20 protein-coding genes are annotated in these 20,903 nt (G+C 68.0%); 13 read left to right on the plus strand and 7 right to left on the minus strand.

Going from position 1 to position 20,903, the window contains the following annotated elements:
- Window positions 1–2,592: a sugar epimerase family protein gene (locus tag C1737_RS04535; protein ID WP_102417353.1), complete on the plus strand. Its 2,592-nt coding sequence runs from the start codon at window positions 1–3 to the stop codon at window positions 2,590–2,592.
- Between the two features lie 38 nt (window positions 2,593–2,630).
- Here the strand turns inward: C1737_RS04535 and C1737_RS04540 are convergent, their stop codons facing one another.
- From C1737_RS04540 to C1737_RS04550, 3 genes are all read right to left on the minus strand, one after another.
- On the minus strand, window positions 2,631–3,863 hold the full coding sequence (locus C1737_RS04540; RefSeq protein ID WP_369807516.1) for a cytochrome P450: 1,233 nt from the start codon (window positions 3,861–3,863) through the stop codon (window positions 2,631–2,633).
- Between the two features lie 74 nt (window positions 3,864–3,937).
- Window positions 3,938–4,258: a hypothetical protein gene (locus C1737_RS04545; protein ID WP_102417355.1), complete on the minus strand. Its 321-nt coding sequence runs from the start codon at window positions 4,256–4,258 to the stop codon at window positions 3,938–3,940.
- A 32-nt stretch (window positions 4,259–4,290) separates the two neighbouring features.
- Window positions 4,291–5,133: an SDR family oxidoreductase gene (locus tag C1737_RS04550; RefSeq protein ID WP_102417782.1), complete on the minus strand. Its 843-nt coding sequence runs from the start codon at window positions 5,131–5,133 to the stop codon at window positions 4,291–4,293.
- Between the two features lie 201 nt (window positions 5,134–5,334).
- On the opposite strand from C1737_RS04550, the gene C1737_RS04555 reads away from it, so the two are divergent.
- The gene (locus C1737_RS04555; protein WP_255413372.1) at window positions 5,335–5,892 is read left to right on the plus strand and encodes a TetR/AcrR family transcriptional regulator; all 558 of its coding nucleotides are present in this window, start codon (window positions 5,335–5,337) and stop codon (window positions 5,890–5,892) included.
- A 72-nt stretch (window positions 5,893–5,964) separates the two neighbouring features.
- On the opposite strand, the gene C1737_RS04560 is transcribed toward C1737_RS04555, so the two are convergent.
- On the minus strand, window positions 5,965–6,594 hold the full coding sequence (locus C1737_RS04560; RefSeq protein ID WP_102417357.1) for a TetR/AcrR family transcriptional regulator: 630 nt from the start codon (window positions 6,592–6,594) through the stop codon (window positions 5,965–5,967).
- A 94-nt stretch (window positions 6,595–6,688) separates the two neighbouring features.
- Between C1737_RS04560 and C1737_RS04565 the strand changes: the two genes are divergently transcribed.
- Window positions 6,689–7,891: a cytochrome P450 gene (locus C1737_RS04565; RefSeq protein WP_199182778.1), complete on the plus strand. Its 1,203-nt coding sequence runs from the start codon at window positions 6,689–6,691 to the stop codon at window positions 7,889–7,891.
- 34 nt (window positions 7,892–7,925) lie between these two features.
- Here C1737_RS04565 and C1737_RS04570 read toward each other — a convergent pair whose 3' ends face one another.
- A complete protein-coding gene (locus tag C1737_RS04570; RefSeq protein ID WP_068095426.1) occupies window positions 7,926–8,594 on the minus strand; it encodes a hypothetical protein in 669 nt (222 codons plus the stop codon).
- 79 nt (window positions 8,595–8,673) lie between these two features.
- Between C1737_RS04570 and C1737_RS04575 the strand changes: the two genes are divergently transcribed.
- From C1737_RS04575 to C1737_RS04585, 3 genes are read left to right on the plus strand one after another with little or no spacing between them, the layout of a single operon-like run.
- Window positions 8,674–10,179, plus strand: coding sequence for a carboxylesterase/lipase family protein (locus C1737_RS04575; RefSeq protein ID WP_102417359.1), 1,506 nt, complete (start codon window positions 8,674–8,676; stop codon window positions 10,177–10,179).
- A gap of 17 nt (window positions 10,180–10,196) precedes the next feature.
- The gene (locus C1737_RS04580; protein ID WP_102417783.1) at window positions 10,197–12,209 is read left to right on the plus strand and encodes a phosphotransferase; all 2,013 of its coding nucleotides are present in this window, start codon (window positions 10,197–10,199) and stop codon (window positions 12,207–12,209) included.
- The gene (locus C1737_RS04585) at window positions 12,206–12,703 is read left to right on the plus strand and encodes a gluconokinase (RefSeq protein WP_102417360.1); all 498 of its coding nucleotides are present in this window, start codon (window positions 12,206–12,208) and stop codon (window positions 12,701–12,703) included. The genes C1737_RS04580 and C1737_RS04585 overlap by 4 nt, the downstream gene beginning before the upstream one ends.
- A gap of 16 nt (window positions 12,704–12,719) precedes the next feature.
- On the opposite strand, the gene C1737_RS04590 is transcribed toward C1737_RS04585, so the two are convergent.
- On the minus strand, window positions 12,720–13,754 hold the full coding sequence (locus C1737_RS04590) for a DoxX family protein (RefSeq protein ID WP_067916718.1): 1,035 nt from the start codon (window positions 13,752–13,754) through the stop codon (window positions 12,720–12,722).
- A gap of 93 nt (window positions 13,755–13,847) precedes the next feature.
- Between C1737_RS04590 and pncA the strand changes: the two genes are divergently transcribed.
- Together pncA and C1737_RS04600 are read left to right on the plus strand one after the other, a co-directional pair.
- The gene (gene pncA / locus C1737_RS04595; RefSeq protein ID WP_158243948.1) at window positions 13,848–14,408 is read left to right on the plus strand and encodes a pyrazinamidase PncA; all 561 of its coding nucleotides are present in this window, start codon (window positions 13,848–13,850) and stop codon (window positions 14,406–14,408) included.
- The gene (locus C1737_RS04600) at window positions 14,408–15,208 is read left to right on the plus strand and encodes a ketosteroid isomerase family protein (RefSeq protein WP_102417362.1); all 801 of its coding nucleotides are present in this window, start codon (window positions 14,408–14,410) and stop codon (window positions 15,206–15,208) included. The genes pncA and C1737_RS04600 overlap by 1 nt, the downstream gene beginning before the upstream one ends.
- A gap of 5 nt (window positions 15,209–15,213) precedes the next feature.
- Here the strand turns inward: C1737_RS04600 and C1737_RS04605 are convergent, their stop codons facing one another.
- Window positions 15,214–15,564 (minus strand): DoxX family protein, encoded by a 351-nt coding sequence (locus C1737_RS04605; protein ID WP_068095437.1) that lies wholly within the window; start codon window positions 15,562–15,564, stop codon window positions 15,214–15,216.
- A gap of 168 nt (window positions 15,565–15,732) precedes the next feature.
- On the opposite strand from C1737_RS04605, the gene C1737_RS04610 reads away from it, so the two are divergent.
- The 5 genes from C1737_RS04610 to C1737_RS04630 are packed head-to-tail and all read left to right on the plus strand — an operon-like array spanning window position 15,733 to window position 20,900.
- Complete coding sequence (locus tag C1737_RS04610; protein WP_102417363.1) at window positions 15,733–16,728, plus strand: sigma-70 family RNA polymerase sigma factor; 996 nt, start codon at window positions 15,733–15,735, stop codon at window positions 16,726–16,728.
- Window positions 16,718–18,040: a sugar ABC transporter substrate-binding protein gene (locus tag C1737_RS04615; RefSeq protein WP_102417364.1), complete on the plus strand. Its 1,323-nt coding sequence runs from the start codon at window positions 16,718–16,720 to the stop codon at window positions 18,038–18,040. The genes C1737_RS04610 and C1737_RS04615 overlap by 11 nt, the downstream gene beginning before the upstream one ends.
- Window positions 18,037–18,996, plus strand: a complete 960-nt coding sequence (locus C1737_RS04620) for a carbohydrate ABC transporter permease (protein WP_233214652.1) — start codon at window positions 18,037–18,039, stop codon at window positions 18,994–18,996. Before C1737_RS04615 ends, C1737_RS04620 begins: the two co-directional genes overlap by 4 nt.
- Complete coding sequence (locus C1737_RS04625; RefSeq protein WP_067916731.1) at window positions 18,983–19,825, plus strand: carbohydrate ABC transporter permease; 843 nt, start codon at window positions 18,983–18,985, stop codon at window positions 19,823–19,825. The genes C1737_RS04620 and C1737_RS04625 overlap by 14 nt, the downstream gene beginning before the upstream one ends.
- 4 nt (window positions 19,826–19,829) lie before the next feature.
- Window positions 19,830–20,900, plus strand: coding sequence for an ABC transporter ATP-binding protein (locus C1737_RS04630; RefSeq protein ID WP_067916733.1), 1,071 nt, complete (start codon window positions 19,830–19,832; stop codon window positions 20,898–20,900).
- Window positions 20,901–20,903 lie beyond the last annotated feature (3 nt).

The following is a 20,903-nucleotide window of genomic DNA, read 5'->3' on the forward strand; positions in this document are numbered from 1 at the left end:
GTGAGAATCGCCGTCACCGGGGCCGGCGGCGTGCTCGGCCGGGGCCTGACGTCCCGCTTGCTCAGCCAGGGCCACGACGTCATCGGGATCTCGCGGCACCGACCCGAAAGCTGGCCGAGTGCAGCCGAATTCGTCGCGGGCGACATCCGGGATAGCAGTGCGGTCAGCCGCGCGGTCGCCGGTGCCGAGGTCGTCGCGCACTGCGCGTGGGCGAACAGCCCGGGCGCCGAGGCGCGGATCAGCGAGCAGGTGAACATCGGGGGCACGGCCAACGTGCTGGCGGCGATGGCTGAGTCCGGCGCCAGACGGATCGTCTTCGCGTCGTCGTCGCAGGTTTACGGCGGCGGAGATGCGCCGAAGACCGAGCACGACGCGAGGACGCCGGTCACCGCGGACGGACACTACAAGGCCCGGGCCGAGCAGCTGCTCGAGGACTCGGACCTGGAATGGGTCGCGATCCGCTCCGCGTTGATTCTCGGCCGAAGCGTCGACAACTGGGTGTGTCGGTTGCTGGCGCTGCCCGTCTTTCCCGACGGGTCGGCCGACCGCCTCATGCAGGTCGTCCACCTCGACGACGCCCTTCGGCTATTCGACCGGGCGCTGGTGGACACCGAAATCGGCAGCGGCGCCGTCAATCTCGCCGCCTCCGGCGAGCTGACCTTCCGGCGTTTCGCCGCGGCGCTCGGGCGCCCGGTCGTGCGGTTGGGCTTCGGACCCGCCGAGCTGCAACTGGTGCGCGGCGCCGCTTTCATGGATACCGCGCGGTTGCGCGAGCAGTGGGGATTCCGGCCCGCGTGGAATTCCGGTGAATGTGTCGAAGACTTCGCGCTCGCGGTGCGCGGCCGGGTCACCGTGGGTAAGCGGGTGGTGTCGCTGCCCTGGCGGATGGCCACCATCGGTGACCTTCCCTCGGTCGACGCGACTTCCGAGGACGGGGTGAAACCCGAATGGGCCGGCCCGGCGGGAGATAACGGGGAATTCGACACCCCGATCGACCCGCGCTTTCCGACCTTTCTGGCCACCAATCTGTCGGAGGCGCTGCCCGGCCCGTTCTCGCCGGCGTCGGCCTCGGTGACCGTGCGGGGGCTGCGTGCCGGCGGCGTGGCCATCGCCGAGCGGCTGCGGCCCGGCGGCATCATCCAGCGCGAAATCGCCATGCGGACCGTCGCCGTGTTCGCGCACCGGCTCTACGGGGCCATCACCTCCGCGCACTACATGGCCGAAACCGTACCCTTCGCCAAGCCGGCGACGATCGTCAGCAACAGCGGATTCTTCGGCCCCAGCATGGCGTCGTTGCCGATCTTCGGTGACCAGCGCCCGCGCTCCGAAACCGGCCGCATCCGCAAGCAACTGAGGACCGTTCGCAACATCGGTGTGTTCGGTGTCAACCTCATCGGCCTGTCCGCCGGCTCGTCCAGGGACACCGACGAGTTCGTCGCCGATGTCGATCGCCTGGAGCGCCTGGGTGACGACGTCGCCGGGCTGGACGATCGCCGGCTGCTCAGCCTGATCACGTTGGCGCGCGACGATGTGGTGCACGGCTGGGTGCTGGCGTCGGCGTCGTTCATGCTGTGCGCCGCGTTCAACGTCCTGCTGCGCGGTTTATGTGGGCGAGACACCGCCGCGCCGGCGGGGCCGGAATTGGTCAGTGCGCGGTCGGTCGAGGCAATGCAGCGGTTGGTCCTTGCCGCGCAACGCGATCCGAAAGTGACAGCGCTACTGGCCGAACCGGGGGATCGGCTGGGCAAGCTGGCGGTCGAGGCGCCGGAGTTCCACGCCGCCGTGCTGGCCGAGCTGACGCTGATCGGGCATCGCGGCCCGGCCGAACTCGAGATGCGGTCGATCAGCTACGCCGACGATCCCGAGTTGCTCGTCCGGATGGTGACCAAAGCGATGAGCGCCCCTTCGACGCCCCAGCCGCGGCGCCCCCGGATTCCGTTGCACGCCAAGCCGATCGCGCAGCTCGCGGCACGACAGTTGCGCGACCGAGAAGTCCGTCGCGACAAAGTGGTGCGGGCCAACTGGGTGCTCCGCAACCTGATGCGTGAGTACGGGCGCCGACTGGTCGAGGCCGGAACCCTCGATACCGCCGATGACGTGTTCTACCTGCTCGTCGACGAGCTCGATGCGCTGCCGGCCGACGTCGGGGCGCTGGTGGCCCGGCGCCGCGCTGAACAGCGGAGGCTGGTCGCCGTGGTCCCGCCGACGGTGTTCAGCGGGAGCTGGCAACCAACCGAGACCACGTCGGCGGCCCTCGCCAGCGGGGAGACCCTGCGCGGGGTCGGTGTGTGCGGGGGCAAGGTGCGCGGCCGGGTGCGGATCGTGCGTCCCGAGACCATCGACGACCTGCAGCCCGGCGAGATCCTCGTCGCGGAGGTCACCGACGTCGGATACACCGCGGCATTCTGCTACGCCGCGGCCGTGGTGACCGAGCTCGGCGGCCCGATGTCACACGCCGCCGTGGTGGCCCGCGAGTTCGGCTTCCCTTGTGTGGTGGACGTGCAGGGAGCCACGAAGTCGTTGCCGCCCGGGGCGCTGATCGAGGTCGACGGGGCGACAGGCGAAATACAAGTGCTTGAGGTGACCACTTAGGAGGCCGGGTCTCCTTGGCGTACCGGCAATGGTCTACGTCAGGCTGGGGTGAGCCGGATCGGCAAGCAGATGGGTCCGCGCAGCGAGCTGTGGGTCGACCACTGCGTCGCGCCCTCGGGAGTGATTCGGGCGACGCGGGTGGCGAGTTGGCGCAGTACTGCATGGGCTTCCATGCGGGCCAGCGGTGCTCCCAGGCACATGTGTGCGCCATAGCCGAAGGCGACGTGCGTTCGCGGGTCGCGGTCGGCGCGGTACTCGTCGGGGTCGTCGAACGCGGTGGGGTCACGGTTGGCCGCGCCGAAGGACAGCAGCACGCGTGATCCGGTGGGGATGGTGACGTTGCCGATTCGGTAGTCGGCCCGGGTGTAGCGGTAGAGGTTCTGGATGGGCGTCGTGATGCGTAGCTGCTCTTCGACGGCCAGGGGGATCAGGTCGGGGCTGGAGCGGATCAGGTCGTATTGGTCGGGATGGCGCGCTAGCGTGTCGAACATTCCGCCCAGGAGGTTGGTCGTGGTCTCATTGCCGGCGATCAGCAGATGGATGGCGATGATCAGAAGCTGACGGTCGGTGAGGCTGCCGTCGGTGTTGTGCTCGAGAAGGCGTCCGAGCACGGTGTTGGACCCCTTGAGTCGGCCCGCAGCGAATTGGCGTGTGAAATAACGCTGTAACGCCAGCATTGCCGACATCGACTTGGCCGCGTCGACGACACCGGAGAGCCTGGGCTTCAGCTCCATGACTCCCACGGCGCATTCCGACCAACGACGGAAGTCGGCGACGTCGGTGTCGGGTACTCCGAGGATTTGGGCGATCAAGCGTATAGGCATGGGTATGGTCAAGCGCTGTACGACGTCGCAGCCGGGGTCTTTCATCACGTCGGTGATGAGGTCGGTGGCCAGCTTCTCGGTCATCTCCTGCCAGGACCTCATGGCCCCCGTGCTGAATCCCGGCTGGACTTGCTTGCGAAGCCGGGTGTGTTCTTCACCGTCGGTGAGGACCGCCAATGGCGCGGACATGCGCAGGCGCGTGACCCCTTGGGTGCTGGTGACCTGGTCGGTGTCGCGCAAGGCGGCCCGCACGTCGTCAAGGCGGCTGATGATGAAGGTGGCGCGCCTGGGGTTGTAATGCACGCGGCCGCTTCGGTGCAGGGCGCGGTACGCATCGAACGGGTCCGCGGCGGTGGCAGGGTTCTGTGGGTCGTAGTCGGTGTTGATCGCGCCGGTCCACCCGTCGTATCCGCGTCGGCGGGTCCGGATAGCGGCGGCTACATTCAGCCGCACGGCGCTACCGACTGGTCGGAGCGTTTCGGCTGCCTTGTGGGCGGTCCGGATGATCGACACCGTCGGCCCTAACCGGATCGCTCAACTGGGTGACCGTCGCCGCGTCGCGTGCGGAGTTGGGTGCGAAGGATGTTGATCGTCAGGTAGGTGAGGTAGCAAGTGGACAAGACGGCCGTTGGTCGACGCGTGTGCGTGCGCAGCAGGACGACTCCGAGCGCCGTTTCGATCGCGCCGTTGACGTAGGTGAACGTGCGAGCGTGATTGGGGAAGCCGAGGCGATTGATGGGATCGAAGATCCGCGGAACGAGGAAGTGCGCCACGCCGATAGAGCTGCTTAGTAAGCCGAGCGCTTGGCGCGTGTGTGCGCTGCGGTTGTCGATGTCCGCCATGGCGATGTCGTCCTCTTTCGGTCACCGCGGGGCTATGTGTTGCGACCTAGCGGGATCATGTTCTTGAGCGTGAATGCCGCCAGAACGCCACCGTCGCAGGCGATGTCGGCACCGGTGAGGTAGCCGGCCTTGGTCGAAGCGCAGAAAGCCAAAACTTCGGCGACTTCCTCGGGCTTCCCAAAGCGCTTCAACGCGGCCAGTTTCACCATCGCTTCCGATCCGGCTCGCTCCTCCAACCTGCCCATCTCGGTGTTGATGCTGCCCGGGGACACCGAGACGATACGGGCGCCGCGGCTGCCGAACCGGGCCGCCTGAGATGCGCTGTACCACGTCACAAAGTTCTTGCTGATGGAGTACGCCAAGCCGGGGCGGACCCTGGTCGGCACGATGTTGCAGGCCGAGGTCGCCTTGGTCATGAAGCGGTCCTCGTTGTGCAGAGCGTCCTTGAAGTGACGCTTGGGGATGAGCAACCGGGGGAACATGTGCGCGGCCATGGACGCGACGTTGACGATCGCGAAGCCCTCACGCGCCACTGGGAGGAACCCCTCGTTGACATGGGCCGTGCCGAGCGCGTTGATCCGCAGAATGTGTTCGGCGTCGCCCATGCTCGGGCTCACACCCGCGGTGTGGATCACCGAGGTCACCGACCCCAACGATGTGGAGGTGGCGATCAGCTCGGCGACGGATGAGCGGTCGGTCACGTCGCAGTGGACCGTCACGCAGCCGATGCCGAGGCCTTGCAATTCGGCTGACGCCGCCTGCAGACCGCTCGCGCTGACATCGCTGATGACGACCAGCCGGTCCCGCCCGACGATCTTCGCCGCTGCCAGTCCGATGCCCCCCGCGCCTCCGGTGATCACGCACAGCTCACGCATGTAGTCGCCCTTACAACCCAAAGCCAGACTCGGTTCGCGACCCTGTTCGACCGGGTCGGCGATGGCTAGCGTCAATTACGAGAAATTTTCTCTCGTTAATCGTGGCACATCCTGGCGCCGTTGCCTAGGCGCGGCCTCGAGCCATTGCTCTAGGTTCTGTGTGTGAGCCAATCCCGGCGGGGACGACCGCGGAGCACAGCCGTGCATGAGGCAATCCTGGATGCCACCCGGTCGCTCCTCGTCGAAGCCGGCTACCGCGGAGTCTCGATGGACAAGGTCGCCGTGATCGCCGGCGTGGCTACCCAAACGGTGTATCGACGGTGGCCGTCGAAAGCCCCCCTGGTCGCTGAGGCGGTCATGCAGGCCTACGACCAAACCGACTTCACGCTTCCGGATACGGGAGACACGGTCGAGGACTTGAGAACCTGGATGCGCGCGTACGCCGAAATCGGTTCGGCCGCTGAGAACGTCGCACTCATCCGTTCTCTCGCTGCCGCCGCTGCCGAAGACCTGACCGACCGCGACGCCCTATACCGCCAACTCACCAGCCGTTTCCACGACGCAGTGTCAGACCGGTTACGCGTCGGAATCTCGATGGGCCAGATTCGCGGGGATGCCGACGTCGAAGCCGCCGCCGACGCGTTGATCGGCGCCACGCTCTACCGCATGCTCAGCGTTACGACCTCTGCGGAAGAAACCACCGAACGCTACTACGGACTGATAGATACCCTGATGTGCGGCATCGCGACGCGGACGTGAGCCGGGCGAGTTGCGATATGTCACGGGGCTGGAGTTCAAAGTCGACGCCGAGGTGACCATCAACAAAACCGCTTACAGCGGCCAGCTATTCGGCGCGACCACATAACTCAGCGCCGCCGCCGGGGGCAACGGCCGGCGTTCTTTCACCGAGATCGCATCGATCACAAGGGCGACGTAGCGTCGCCAGCCGTCGCTGTCCGGGTCCATCGTCGGCAGCACCGCGTAGAGCATCGCGACCAGACGCGGAAGGTCATCGGCAACCAGGTCCGCGCGGACCAGTCCGGCCCGCTGGCCCCGGCAGGCCAGCTCGTAGAGGGCTTGGTTCAGTGAGTCCGAGATGTCGGCGGTCAGCGACCCGGCCCGGTGCGCGGCGGTCAGCAGGTGTCGTTCGCGGACCCCGAGTCCGATTGCCGCTTCGATCAATTGGTGCAGGCCGCGCAGTGGGTCGGCCATGCGCCGCGCGTCTTCGATCGCCGGCGTGAGGTACTCGGCGACGCTTTGGTCCAGGGCCGCCCGGACCAGGTCGGCCTTGGCCGGGAACCTGCGGTAGAGCGTTCGTTCGCCGACTCCGGCGCGACGGGCGACGGCTTCGATGGGCGCATCCGGTCCCAACTCGCCGTAGACGGCCCGCGCGGCGCGCAGGATGCGCTCGGCGTTGCGCGCCGCGTCCGCCCGCAACGGCCGGTCTTCCACCGTTGTCATCCGCACAGCGTAACTGACGGTTGACTGCCACCTCTCCGGCTTCTACGCTCCGTATAACTGACAGATGACTGACATTTAAAGCGGAAGCGCCGATATGTCAATGATTTCCGAGACGGATCTTCCCGTCATACCCGCCCGGCGGGATGCCGGATGCCCGCTTCATCCGCCGGCCGACTTCGTGCGCTGGCGTCAGGAACCCGGACTGCGACGGGCGATGTACCACGGGCAGCCGGCCTGGGTGGTGAGTCGCTACCACGACATCAGGGCGGCGCTGCTGGATCCGCGCCTGTCCGCGGACACCATCCCGGCATCCATGAAACCGACAAGCACGGACAACACCACCCCGGTGATGTTCGCGCGGGTCGACGACCCCGAGCATCATCGGTTGCGGCGCATGCTGACCGGTGATTTCACCTTCAGGCGTTGCGAAAGGATGCGGCCGCAGATCCAGGAATTGGTAGATCAGCACCTCGATGCGTTGATCGACAACGGGCCGCCCGCTGACCTGGTCCGCGACTTCGGCTTGCCGGTGCCCTCACTGGTGATCGCGTTGCTGCTGGGCGTGCCGTCCGAAGACCTGCCGTTCTTCCAGCACCACTCCACGCGTGGGCTGGAGTGGACCACGACCGACGAGCAACGGGCCGAATCCTTCGGGGCGATGTATGCCTACATCCAGGAGCTGGTCGATCGCAGGGCCGACGATCCCGGCGATGACCTGATCAGCCGCCTGGTCACCGGCTACGTCGCGACCGGGCAGCTCACCCGCGAGACCGCCGCCATGACCGGCGTCGTCATGATGCTGGCCGGCCACGAGACCAGCGCCAACATGATCTCGCTGGGAACGGTTGCGCTGCTTGAGCATCCGGACGTGTTCGCACGGCTTGGCACGACCGACGACCATGGCGTGGTCGTCAACATCGTCGAGGAGCTCATGCGCTATCTCAGCATCGTGCACAGCCAGGTGGATCGAGTGGCGACCGAGGACTTCACCCTCGGCGGCCAGCCGATCCGCGCCGGAGACATGGTGTTGATGAATCTGCCCGCCGGCAACTGGGACGCCGAGTTCGTCGAGCATCCCGACGTCTTCGACGCCGACCGAAACACTCGCGGGCACTTGGGTTTCGGCTACGGTGTGCACCAATGCATCGGCCAAAACCTTGCCCGGGTGGAAATGCAGGTCGCCTTCGCCACGCTGGCGCGGCGCCTGCCCGGGCTGAAACTGGCGCTACCGGCCGACGAGCTGAAGTTCAAGGAAGCCGACATCTACGGGATGAAGGAGCTTCCGGTCACCTGGTGAGAACGCCTTGCGGCGGCGAGCATCGCCCGGACACTCAGCAGGTGAACGCCGCGCCGACGCCGTCTGGCGCGGGCCCTGGTCGTAGACAACCGTACGGCTCGATGCCCGCGGGGCTCAATCGGGCGGCCGACTGGTGGGCGTAGTTCACGCAATACAGCCCGGATTGATCGGCGCGGCAACGATAGTCACCGAATGACAGCGAATCACCGTTTGCCAGCTCCGAACCGCTGCCGTTGAGGAACGGACCGGGATCGGCGCGCGACGCACCGACTTGCAGGTTCTGGCCGTCGAAGCTCACCCAACCGCCCTGCCAGCCGCCGTAGGACGTCGGCGGCGCGGGCGGTGGATTGGTCAGGCTGACCAGGCAGAGCAGCGCGCCGCCGGTGTGTTTGGAATCGGTCACGCAGGAGGCTTTGCCGGCCGCCGCGGTGAAGGCGATGTCGTCGCCGAGTGGCGTGGTCGCACCGTCGCGAATCGCGTTGTGATAGCGACCGGGGTCCGCGGCATGGCCGGCTTCGATCCACGCGATGACGTCGGAGATCGGCGCCCCGGGAGTGGGCGCGCCGTTCGGGGCCGGCGGTTTGGCGCCCGACGAAGTGGTGGCGGCGCCCGCGGAGGTCCGAGTTTGCTGCGCCTGACCGCCGACGGTGTGGGAACACCCGGCGACCAGTAACGACGCTGCCAGCAGCGCGGCGATCCGCATCCCGTCAGGCTAACCGCCACGCGCCGAAAATAAGGCGCTGCGCGCGCGTTACGCCCGTGGTGTCCGCTAACGTCGGGTTATGCACCAGCGCACTGTGCGCGCACGCACGACGATCGGGACTGTGGAAGGCTTCACCCGCGACGGCGTCCACCGTTGGCGATCCATCCCCTACGCGCGCCCACCGGTCGGGCCCCTGCGCTTGCGGGCGCCCCGGCCGGCGCAACCGTGGTCGGGTGTGCGGCACTGCCATGGCTTCGCCAACTGCGCACCCCAGCAGCGGCGGTACACCATGCTCGGTGTCGGCCGCTACCAGGCGATGGGGGAGGACTGCCTCACCCTCAACGTCGTCACCCCCGAAATCCCGGTCGAAGAGCCGCTGCCCGTCATGGTTTTCATCCACGGCGGAGGCTACATCCTGGGTAGCTCCGCCACGCCGCTGTACGACGGCGCGGCGTTGGCGCGCCGCGGCTGTGTGTACGTGTCGGTGAACTACCGACTGGGTGCGTTGGGTTGCCTGGACCTGTCGTCGCTTTCGACGCCCGACATCACCATCGACAGCAACCTGTTCCTGCGCGACCTGGTGATGGCGTTGCGCTGGGTGAAAGACAACATCTCCGCGTTCGGCGGCGACCCGGACAAAGTCACGATCTTCGGGGAAAGCGCCGGCGCGCACATCACCGCTACCCTCTTGGCGGTGCCGGCCGCCGAAGGGCTGTTCGCCCGGGCCATTGCGGAAAGCCCGGCCTCCGGGATGGTTCGGTCGCGAGAGACCGCCGCGGAATTCGCGACGCGCTTCGCCGCAATATTGGGCGCGCGGCCGCAGGACGCCGCCGAGGCACTGATGCAGGCGTCCCCGGCGCAACTGGTGGACGCCCAGCACCGGTTGATCGACCAAGGCATGGGGGACAGGCTCGGCGCGTTCCCGATCGGCCCGGTCGCCGGCGACGACGTCGTGCCCCTTGATCCCGTCGAGGCGATGCGTGGTGGCCATGCGCACCGGGTGCCGCTCATTGTGGGCACCAACGCCGAAGAGGGCCGCCTGTTCACCCGCTTCCTCAAAATGCTGCCGACCAATCAAGCGATGATCGAGGAACTGCTGGCCGACACGGAACCCGCTGCGCGCGAACGCATCACCGCCGCCTACCCGGATTACCCCGCGCCCTCGGCATGCATCCAGCTCGGCGGTGACTTCGCGTTCGGCTCGGCGGCCTGGCAGATCGCCGAGGCCCACAGCGCACACGCGCCCACCTACCTCTACCGGTACGACTACGCGCCGCGCACGTTGCGCTGGTCGGGCCTGGGCGCCACTCATGCCACCGAGTTGCTGGCCGTCTTCGACGTCTACCGCACCCGATTCGGCGCCCTGCTGACCGCCGCGGCCGATCGCCGCGCCGCGTTGCGGGTGAGCAACCAGGTGCAACGGCGGTGGCGGGCCTTCAGCCACTCCGGTGCGCCGGGCGAGGACTGGCCCACCTACACCACCGCCGACCGTGCCGTCATGGTCTTCGACCGCAAGAGCCGCGTCGAGTTCGATCCACATCCGCACCGGCGGATTGCCTGGGATGGCTTCTCCCTGGCGCGGTGACCTGGCACGCTGACCCCATGCATGCCGACATCGCGCAAGTCATCGAACGCCCGGGAGATCTCACCGCCGAATGGCTGACCACGGCGATCGGCGCCGGGCCCGTCGCCGACTTCGCCGTGGAGCGCATCGGCACCGGACAGATGAGCGAGTGCTACCGCATCCGGCTCACCTACGCCGACGGCGCGGCGGGCCCCGGCCGGCCCGCGTCCGTCGTGCTCAAGGTGGCCGCCACCGACCCGGTGAGCCGACAGACGGGGCTGGCCCTGGGCCTCTACGAACGGGAGGTCCGGTTCTACGGCGACGTAGCGCCTCGGCTGGGCGGGCCGATCGCGCCGTGCTACCACGCCGCCGTCGATACCTCGACGGGTGCGTTCGATCTCCTGCTGGGCGATGCCGGGCCGGCGATCGTCGGCGACGAAATCGCCGGCGCGACAGCCGAACAGGCGCACCTGTGCGTCGTCGAGCTGGGGCGGCTGCACGGCCCGCTGCTCGGCGACACGGTGCTGGCCGAAGCGCCGTGGCTGAACCGTGATTCGCCGCTCACCCAGGCGATGATCGCCCCGCTGTACGCCGGGTTCATCGACCGCTACGGGGACCAGATCGCGCCGGAACACCGCATGGTGTGCGAACGCCTGGTCGCGTCCTTCGACGGGTACCTGGCCCAAGAAGGGGCGCCGGAGCGCATCCATGGCCTGATGCACGGTGACTACCGGTTGGACAACCTGCTGTTCGGGACAGCCGGGGCGGACCGTCCGTTGACGGTCGTCGATTGGCAGACGGTGTCCTGGGGGCCAGCCCTGACCGACCTGTCGTATTTCCTCGGCTGCGCGTTGCCCACCCCGGATCGCCGTGAGCACTACGATGCGCTACTTCGGGCTTACCACGAGGCGCTCGGGCCGACGGCGCCCCTTTCGCTCGCCGACGTCGCCGAAGGCGTGCGCCGGCAGAGCTTTTTCGGCGTGATGATGGCGATCGTGTCCTCGATGCTGGTGGAGCGGACCGAGCGCGGCGACCGGATGTTCATGACGATGCTGCAACGACACTGTGATCACGTGCTCGACACGGATGCGCTGGCGACGCTGCCCGTCGCGCAGACGCCCCAACCATTGCGGCCTTCGGAGGAGGACGAATCTGCGCACGCGCCGACGGCCGAGCCGCTGTGGAGCGAAAGCTGGTACGCCGACTTCGCCGATGTGGCACAGGGATTGGGCGGCTGGTTCCGCCTCGGCCTGATCGCCAACGAGCGGACCGCGTGGGTGCACGCGCTGCTGTGCGGCCCAGATATGGCGACCGTCGCCCTGGACGCGCGGGTGCCGCTGCCGGCGGACCCGTGGGAAATATCCACCGACTCCTTCGAACTCGGCCACGCCGCGACGGCGCCGCTGCAGTCCTACCGCATCGACCTGCGGGCGCGGGCTCAGGCCTATGCCGATCCGTCGGCGTTGTTGCGCGGGGAGGCCGGCACCCCCGTCGAGATGACGATGAACCTGGTGTGGGCCACCGACGGTGTCCCCTACAAGTACCGCTTGACGACGCGCTATGAGATTCCGTGCCGGGTCTCGGGAACCGTCACTATCGGCGACACCGGCTACCGGGTCGAGTCGGTTCCCGGGCAGCGCGACCATTCCTGGGGTGTGCGCGACTGGTGGAGCATGGACTGGATCTGGAGCGCGCTGCACCTCGATGACGGCACCCACCTGCACGGGGTGAACATCCGCATTCCCGGCGCGCCGTCCTTCAGCATCGGCTACGCGCAGAGCGCCGACGGCGACGTCACCGAGCTGCAGACGGTCGACTCACGAGAGTCCTTTGGCGCCAACGGATTACCGCTGAAGGCCACGCTGACCCTGGAGCCGGGCGAAATCACCGCGGACCTCGACGTGCGGGGGCACGCGCCGGTGCGCCTGACCGCGGCCGACGGGCGGGTCAGCCAGTTCCCGCGGGCCTGGGCCACCGTCAACACCCTCGACGGTCGCCGCGGGGTCGGCTGGGTGGAGTGGAACCGCAACCTCCCCGCAGAAACCGAGTGAGCGGACCGGCGCCCGTCGTGGTGATGGGCGTCTCGGGATCGGGCAAGTCGACCGTGGGAACCGCGCTCGCGCAACGCTTGCGGGTTCCCTTCGTCGACGCAGACACGCTGCACACGCGGGCCAACATCGCCAAGATGGCGGCCGGTGAGCCGCTCGACGACGAGGACCGCTTTCCCTGGCTGGATCGCGTCGGCGAGTGGTTGGCCGCGCACCGCGGCGGCGGCGTGGCGAGTTGTTCGGCGCTCAAGCGCAAGTACCGCGACCAGTTGCGCGGGCACTGCCCGCAGGTCGAATTCCTTCACCTCGCCGGTTCGTCGGCGCTCATCAGCGGCCGACTGGCCGCCCGGACGGGTCACTTCATGCCGGCCACCCTGTTGCGCTCGCAATTCGATGCGCTGGAACCGCTCGCCGCGGAGGAGTGCGGCGCGACCGTCGACGCCGGCCGGGACGTCGACGCGATCGTCGACGCGTTCCTGACGGGGCGGACGCCCTAGCCGACGGCCGATTCGCTCACGAGGAAAGCTTGCGGCGACCCGTCTTGACCTGCTCACCGAGCCGCTCGCGGGCGGTGTCCGCCAGGTAGCCACCGCGAGCGCGGGCGGTGTCGGCCAGGTAGCTGCCACGCGCGCGGGCGGTGTCGGCGAGATCCTCGCCCCGATCCAGCGCCGTGCTCGCCAGTTCCTCCCCGCGCTTGCGCGCCTTCTTGGCCAGCTTCTCGCTGCGCTTGCGGGCCTTCTTGGCCAGCGGCGCGGCCCAGTCGGCGGCGTCATCGGCGAACTCTTCCCCGCGCTTCTGCGCCTTCTTCACCAGCGGCGCGGCACGCTCGGCGGCCTCTTCGGCGAGTTCTTCGCCGCGCTTGCGGGCCTTCTTGGCCAGCGGCTTGCCGCGCTCGGCGGCCGTGCTGGCGAATTCGCGCCCGCGCTCGAGCGCGGCCTCGGCGTAGGGCGCGCCCCGTTCGGCGGCTGTGCTGGCCAGTTCGCGGCCACGTTCGGCGCCGACCTGCAGGCCGTGCACGATCTTCTCGCCCAACTCCGCAAAGTCGGTATCGAACGCGGAGTCATCTGACCCCGGTAGCGCCGACGACACTCGCTCCGAGAGCCGCTCGGCCGCCCGGCGCCCCCGCCACCCGAGCGACGGCTTGCCCGCCGTATCGGCGGACGCGATCAACAACCCACCGACCAGGCTGAGGTCGGTGAGGAACTGCTGGCGCTTCTGGGCTTTGGCCTGCGGATCGCTCTCGTTCCAGAACGAGTGCGCACCGAGGTTGGCGGGCAGCACCGTGACCGCGAGCGCGGCCGAGGCGACGCGGGGCAGCTTGCCTGTGGCAAGCAGCAGGCCTCCGCCGATCTGGACGGCCGCGGTGATTTGCGCGAACGTCTCGGGGTCGCTCGGGATGTTGCCGCTCACCGAATCCGGCAGCGCCTGCAAACCATCCACCGCGGGCGCGGCGGCCGCAGCCGCCGATTTGGGATTGAGCAGGGAATTGACTCCTTGGCCGATGAACGCCACTGACAGCAACGGGCGCGCGATTCTCCGGATCACCATGGCCGGTGGATTACCCGACTGGTTCGCGGACAAACCGCCCCGCCCATCCGCGCAGCTGAAGCGCCGTGCCGCACCACCGATATGGTGAGACCCGTGAGGGCGTTGATCATCGTCGACGTGCAAAACGATTTCTGCGAGGGTGGTTCGCTTCCGGTGGCCGGCGGCGCCGCCGTCGCGCCCGCCATCAACGCCTATCTGGCCGGCGAGCCGGGCTATCAGCACGTGGTAGCAACCCAGGACTTCCACATCCAGCCGGGCGACCATTTCTCCGACCGGCCGGATTACTCGTCGTCGTGGCCCCCGCACTGCATCGCGGGAAGCTCAGGCGCGGAGCTTCGGCCCGACCTGGACACCAGCCGGATCGAGGCGGTGTTCCGCAAGGGCGCCTATGCCCCGGGCTACAGCGGCTTCGAGGGCGTCGACGAAAACGGGGTCCCGTTGCTGGACTGGTTTCGGCAACGCGGGGTCGACGCCGTCGACGTGGTCGGCATCGCCACCGACCAGTGCGTCCGTCGGACCGCGGAGGATGCCGCGCGGGCAGGCCTGTCCACCCGGGTGCTGGTGGACCTGACGGCGGCCGTCTCGCCGGAGTCGGCCGCCGAGGCACTGAAGGAGATGCGGTCCGCGGGCGTCGAGCTGGTTGGGGGACCGTGATGGGAGCGACACCGGCGCGGGAGGCGCTGCTGGCCGCCGTCGAGCGATCGCCGCGCGCGGCCGCCGCGCACGACCGCGCCGGGTGGGTGGCCCTGTTCACCGACGAGGCCCGGGTAGAGGACCCGGTCGGGTCGCGGCCGCACATCGGGCACGAACAGATCGGCCGCTTCTATGACACCTTCATCGCCCCGCGTGAGATCACCTTTCACCGCGACCTCGATATCGTTTTCGGGACCGTGGTGCTGCGTGATCTCGAGCTCGAAGTGGCGATGGGCCCGCGGGTTACCATGTACATTCCCGCGTACTTGCGCTATGACCTGCGAGACCTCAACGGGCAGTGGCGGATTGAGAATCTGCAGGCCTACTGGGAACTGCCCGCGATGATGCTGCAATTCCTGTCAAGCGGTCCGCGCGCGGTATCGCCGGCCCTGCAACTGTCACGCGGCCTGCTGGGCAATCAGCGGCTGCGGGGCATGGCCGGCTTCCTCACGGGGTTCCGGCGGGTGGGCGCGGGGCGCAAGAAACTCGCGGACGCGTTCTTGCGCGCCGCCGCGCGGCGCGATCACAACGCAGCGGCGCGGGCCCTCTCGGCAAGCGCGACAATAACTCTCGGCGACCACGAGGCTCTCGATCTGGCCGAGCTCGCCGTTCAACTGGACGGCGCCACTCCGACGAAGACGATCGGCGCGGGCCGGACGGTGACGATCTCGGTCAACTCCGGCCATGGGCGCGGCATCCTGTTCGCCGACATGGGATGGCGGGGCGGCACCATCGACCGGATCCGGTATTTTCCCGGCTGACCCGGTCAACGCGACACCAGCAGCGCCAGTGAGGCCACCGACATGCACAGGTATGCCCCGGGAAACGCGATGTTGTACAGCACGTGGGCCCGCAGGTGCGCCACGACGGCGCCGACGAAGAACAGCACCAGGCCGGTGGCGGCCGCGATTCCCAAGGCGCGCAACCCCATCAGACCCACGACCAGCCCGATCGCGCCGGCCAACTTGACCGCGCCCAGCGCCGGCAACCACGAACGCGGCACGCCCACTTCAGCCGAGTTCGCCAGGACGAATCCCGCGGGGATGAGATCGGCCACGGCGATTCCGGCGGTGATGGCGGCGGTCACCAGCGTGATCACCACGTATGCGGTGTTCATCTGTGCCAAACCCCCGCGGGGCAGCTGGTTTTGCAATGGCGATCCGGATGGTCGCCGCGCGCTTGGTGGCGCACAATCGACAAGGTCATGATGCTGGTCTCCTTTGCAACAGAGAGCTCGACGGACGCGGTCATTCTCTTGACGGCTCCTGTGCGGAAAAGGTGACCCATGAGCGCCCCGGAAAATCTGGCCGATCTCGCGCAGCGTTTCGACGCCGACCGGCGACACCTGAGGTCCGTCGCGTTCCAGCTGCTGGGCTCGGTGGCCGACGCCGACGACGCGGTTCAGTCGGCGTGGCTCAAGGCCAGCCGCGCCGATTTCGGCGCAGTCGACAACCTCACCGGCTGGTTTACCACGATCACCGCGCGCGAGGCCGTCGACCAGCTCCGGGTGCGCAAGAGACGGGCCGAACAACCGCTCGCCACCACCGACGAGCTGGACCGGCTGACCGCAACCACATCTGCGCCCGCGGACGAGGACGCGTTGTTGACCGAGTCGGTGAGCAACGCGCTGCTCGTGGTCCTCGACCGGCTCTCACCGGCGCAGCGCGCCGCGTTCGTGCTGCATGACCTGTTCGCGGTGCCCTTCGAAGAGGTCGCCACCGCGTTGAACCGGTCGCCGGACGCCGCGAAGAAGCTGGCAAGCCGGGCGCGGGGGCGGCTGCAGGCGGAGCCGGATGGCCCGCCCGCGCACGCGGCCAAGCACCTCGAGATCGTCGAAGCGTTTCTCGCGGCGTCCCGCGGCGGTGACATCGCCGCCCTGCTCGAGCTGCTGGCGCCGGACGTGGTCCGCACGGTGGATCGCGCGCTGGTTCCTGACGACGTGCCGACCGAGGTGCGCGGCGCCACACGGGTCGCGGAGGAGACCCGCCGATTCGCTCAGCGTGCGCGCGCCGGTGTTGTCATGCTCATCGACGGGGCGCCCGGCGTCGTGATCGCCCCCCACGGGCGGGCGCAGGCGCTGTTGCTGATCGATGTCGGGCCCGACGACCGCATCCGCGCGATCGACATCATCGGGGATCGCGACCGCATCGGCCGGGCCGTTCTGGCTTTGCCGAGCCGGCCGATCCGGCAACACCACAGCCGCATCGGGTACCAAGGAGATCAGACACCGCCGGCCGGGCGGCCGGCAACGGGGCGAGAACGGGAGCACCATGCTCGATAAGCCGTTCGGGCGGCGCGGCCTGCTGCGCGGCGCCGGCGCGCTCACCGCGGCATCGCTGGCGCCGTGGGCCGCCGGCTGCGCTCCCGAAGAAGACTCGTTGACGTTCTTCTTCGCGGCCAACCCCGACGAACGTGATGCCAGGCTCCGCATCGTGAACGAGTTCGAGCGCCGCCACCCGGACATCAAGGTTCGCCCCGTGCTTTCGGCCCCGGGCGTGATGCAGCAGCTGTCGACGTTCTGCGCCGGCGGCAAGTGCCCGGATGTCTTGATGGCCTGGGATCTCACGTACGCCGAGCTGGCCGCCCGGGGCGTGCTGTTGGACCTCAACACCATGCTGTCGGGCGATCGGGCCTTCGCGGCCGAACTGAAGTCGGACGGCGTCGCGACGCTGTACGACAGCTTCGCCTTCAACGGCGGCCAATACGCGCTCCCGGAGCAATGGTCCGGGAACTACCTGTTCTACAACAAGCGATTGTTCGCCGAGGCCGGGGTGCCGCCGCCGCCCAGAACGTGGCAGCAGCCGTGGAGCTTCGCCGAATTCTTGAACACCGCCACCGCGCTCACCAAGCGCGACCGCTCCGGTCGGGTGACCCAGTGGGGTTTCGTGAACATGTGGTTCTCGTACTATTCGGCCGGGCTGTTCGCCATGAACAACGGCGTGCCGTGGTCCACCCCGCTGAAGAACCCGACCCACTTCAACTTCGGCGACGACGCGTTCATCGAGGCGGTGCAGTTCTACGCCGACCTGGCCAACAAGCACAGGGTCGCGCCCAATGCCTCCGAGGTGCAATCGATGTCCACGCCCGACCTGTTCGCGGCCGGCCGGGCGGCGATGGCGATGGGCGGCCACTGGCGCTACCAGACCTTCATCCGGGCCGACGGCCTGGATTTCGACGTCGCACCGTTGCCGGTGGGTCCGCGCCGGCAGGGCCAGCCCGCCCACTCCGACATTGGTTCCACCGGGCTGGCCATCTCCGCGTCCAGCCGGCGCAAGGAGCAGGCATGGGAGTTCGTGAAATTCGCGACCGGTCCCGTCGGGCAGGCGCTGATCGGTGAATCCAGCCTTTTCGTGCCGGTGCTGCAATCCGCGCTCAATTCGCCCGGTTTCGCCAAGGCCCACCGGAACGTTGGCAACCTCGCCGTGCTCACGCAAGGGCCGGCGTATTCCGAAGGGCTTCCGGTCACCCCGGCATGGGAGAAGATCGTCGCCTTGATGGACCGCAGCTTCGGGCCGGTGCTGCGTGGCTCGCGGCCCGCGACATCCCTGACCGGCCTGTCGCCCGCCATCGACGAGGTGCTGCGCACCCCATGACCTCCCTCGGCACCAGCCAGGCCCCCGGCCGCATCACCCGCAAGCCCGTCAACGGCGCGGGCCCTTGGCGACGGCGCGCCCGGGCCGGCCGCCTCTTCGTGGCGCCGAACCTGGCCGCCGTCGCGGTGTTCATGCTGTTTCCGCTCGGGTTCTCGCTGTATATGAGCTTTCAGCGGTGGGACGTCTTCAGGCCGCCGAAGTTCGTGGGGCTCAAGAACTTCCACGACCTGTTCACCTCGGATCCGCTCTTTGCGATCGCCATCCGCAACACCGTCATCTTCACCCTCGGAACGGTCGTGCCGACCATCGTCGTCAGCCTCGTCGTGGCCGGCGTGCTGAACCGAAAAGTCAGGGGAATCGGCATATTCCGCACCATCGTCTTTCTGCCCCTGGCGATCTCGTCGGTGGTCATGGCGGTGGTGTGGCAGTTCGTGTTCAACACCGACAACGGGTTGCTCAACATCATGCTGGGCTGGGTCGGCATCGGCCCGGTCCCGTGGCTCGTCGATCCCCGGTGGGCGATGGCCTCGCTGTGCATCGTCAGTGTGTGGCGCAGCGTGCCGTTCGCCACCGTCATCCTGCTCGCGGCGATGCAGGGCGTTCCCGAGACCGTCTACGAGGCGGCCCGAATCGACGGGGCGGGCGAGATCCGGCAGTTCGTGTCCATCACGGTCCCGCTGATCCGCGGGTCGATATCATTTGTGGGCGTCATCTCGATCATCCACGCGTTCCAGGCGTTTGACATGGTCTACGTCCTCAACGGTGCCAACGGCGGCCCCGAAACCGCCACCTATGTCCTGGGCATCATGCTGTTTCAGCACGCGTTCTCCTTCCTGGAATTCGGGTACGCGTCCGCGCTGGCATGGGTGATGTTCGCCATCTTGCTGGTGTTGACCGTGGTGGAGCTGCGGATCACCCGGCAACGGTCCTGGGAGACGTCTCGTGGCCTCAGCTGAACGGTTGTTCACCCGCCATGTCGTTCGTGGTGTGCTCGTCTACACCGCGCTCGTCGGGATCGCGTGGTGCTGGTTGTTCCCGATCGCCTGGGCAGTGTCCGGCTCGTTGAAGAGGGAAGGCGAGATCACCGAGCCGAGGCTGTTTCCGGCGCACCCGCGGTGGTCCAACTACGCCGAGGTGTTCTCGTTGATGCCCTTCGCGCGAATGTTTTTCAACACCGTGCTGTACGCCGGCTGCGTGACCGCCGGGCAGGTGTTCTTCTGCTCTCTGGCCGGATACGCGTTCGCCCGGCTGCAATTTCGCGGCCGCGACACGCTGTTCGTGCTGTACCTGGGCACCCTGATGGTGCCGCTGACCGTGACCGTGATCCCGCAGTTCATCCTGATGCGGACCGTCGGGTGGGTCGACACCCCCTGGTCGATGATCGTGCCGGGCTTGTTCGGCAGCGCATTCGGCACTTACCTGATGCGCCAGTTCTTTCGGACGCTTCCGACCGACCTGGAGGAGGCGGCGATCCTCGACGGCTGTTCGCCGTGGCAGATCTACTGGCGAATCCTGCTGCCCCATGCCCGTCCCGCCGTGATGGTGCTGGCGGTGCTCACCTGGGTCAACGTCTGGAACGACTTCCTGTGGCCGCTGCTGATGCTCCAGCGCAACAGCCTGGCCACGCTGACGCTCGGCCTGGTGCGGCTGCGGGGCGAGTATGTCGCGCGCTGGCCGATCATCATGGCGACCTCAATGGTGATCATGCTGCCGTTGGTCATCATCTATGCGGTCGCGCAGCGCTCGTTCGTGCGGGGTATCGCCGTCACGGGACTCAACGGTTAAGCCCATGGCCTCGGTAACTTTCGAGCAGGCGACCCGCCGCTACGCCGGAGCTGATCGCCCGGCCCTGGACAGCCTCGATCTGGAGGTCGGAGACGGCGAGTTCGTCGTTCTGGTCGGTCCCTCGGGGTGCGGCAAGACCACCTCGCTGCGAATGGTCGCGGGGCTCGAGACGCTGGATTCGGGGCGCATCCGGATCGGGGACCGCGACGTCACCACCGTCGACCCCAAGGACCGCGACGTCGCGATGGTGTTCCAGAACTATGCGCTCTACCCACACATGACGGTCGCGCAGAACATGGGCTTCGCCCTGAAGATCGCCAAGACACCGAAGGCCGAGATCCGGGAGCGTGTCCTAGACGCGGCGAAACTGCTTGACCTGCAGCCATATCTGGACCGCAAGCCCAAGGACCTCTCCGGCGGGCAACGCCAACGGGTGGCGATGGGACGCGCGATCGTGCGCCGCCCGCAGGTCTTCCTGATGGACGAACCGCTGTCCAACCTCGATGCCAAACTGCGCGTGCAAACTCGCAACCAGATCGCCGCACTGCAACGGCGCCTCGGCACCACCACCGTCTACGTCACCCACGATCAGGTCGAGGCGATGACCATGGGCGACCGGGTCGCGGTCCTGCGCGACGGCGTGCTGCAACAGTTCGCCGCGCCGCGCGAGCTGTACCGCAACCCGGTCAACGTCTTCGTCGCGGGTTTCATCGGGTCGCCGGCGATGAACCTGTTCACCCTGCCGATCGTCGATTCCGCAGTGTCGCTGGGGGATTGGCCCATCCCGCTACCCGGGCAGCTCGTCGCCACCGCGAGCGAGGTGGTCGTCGGCGTCCGCCCCGAGCATTTCGAACTGGGCGGCCAGGGTGTCGAGATGGAGGTCGATGTGGTCGAGGAGCTCGGGGCGGACGCCTACCTCTACGGCCGAATCACGGGCTCCGGCAAGGTTATCGATCAGCCCGTCGTCGCGCGTGCCGACGGGCGTCGGCCTCCGGAGAAGGGCAGCCGGGTGCGCCTGCACCCGGAGCCGGGGCACCTGCACTTCTTCGGTGTGGACGGCCGGCGAATCTGTTGAGGG

This window comes from Mycobacterium sp. 4858, from assembly GCF_900240975.1.
Classification (GTDB): Bacteria; Actinomycetota; Actinomycetes; order Mycobacteriales; family Mycobacteriaceae; genus Mycobacterium.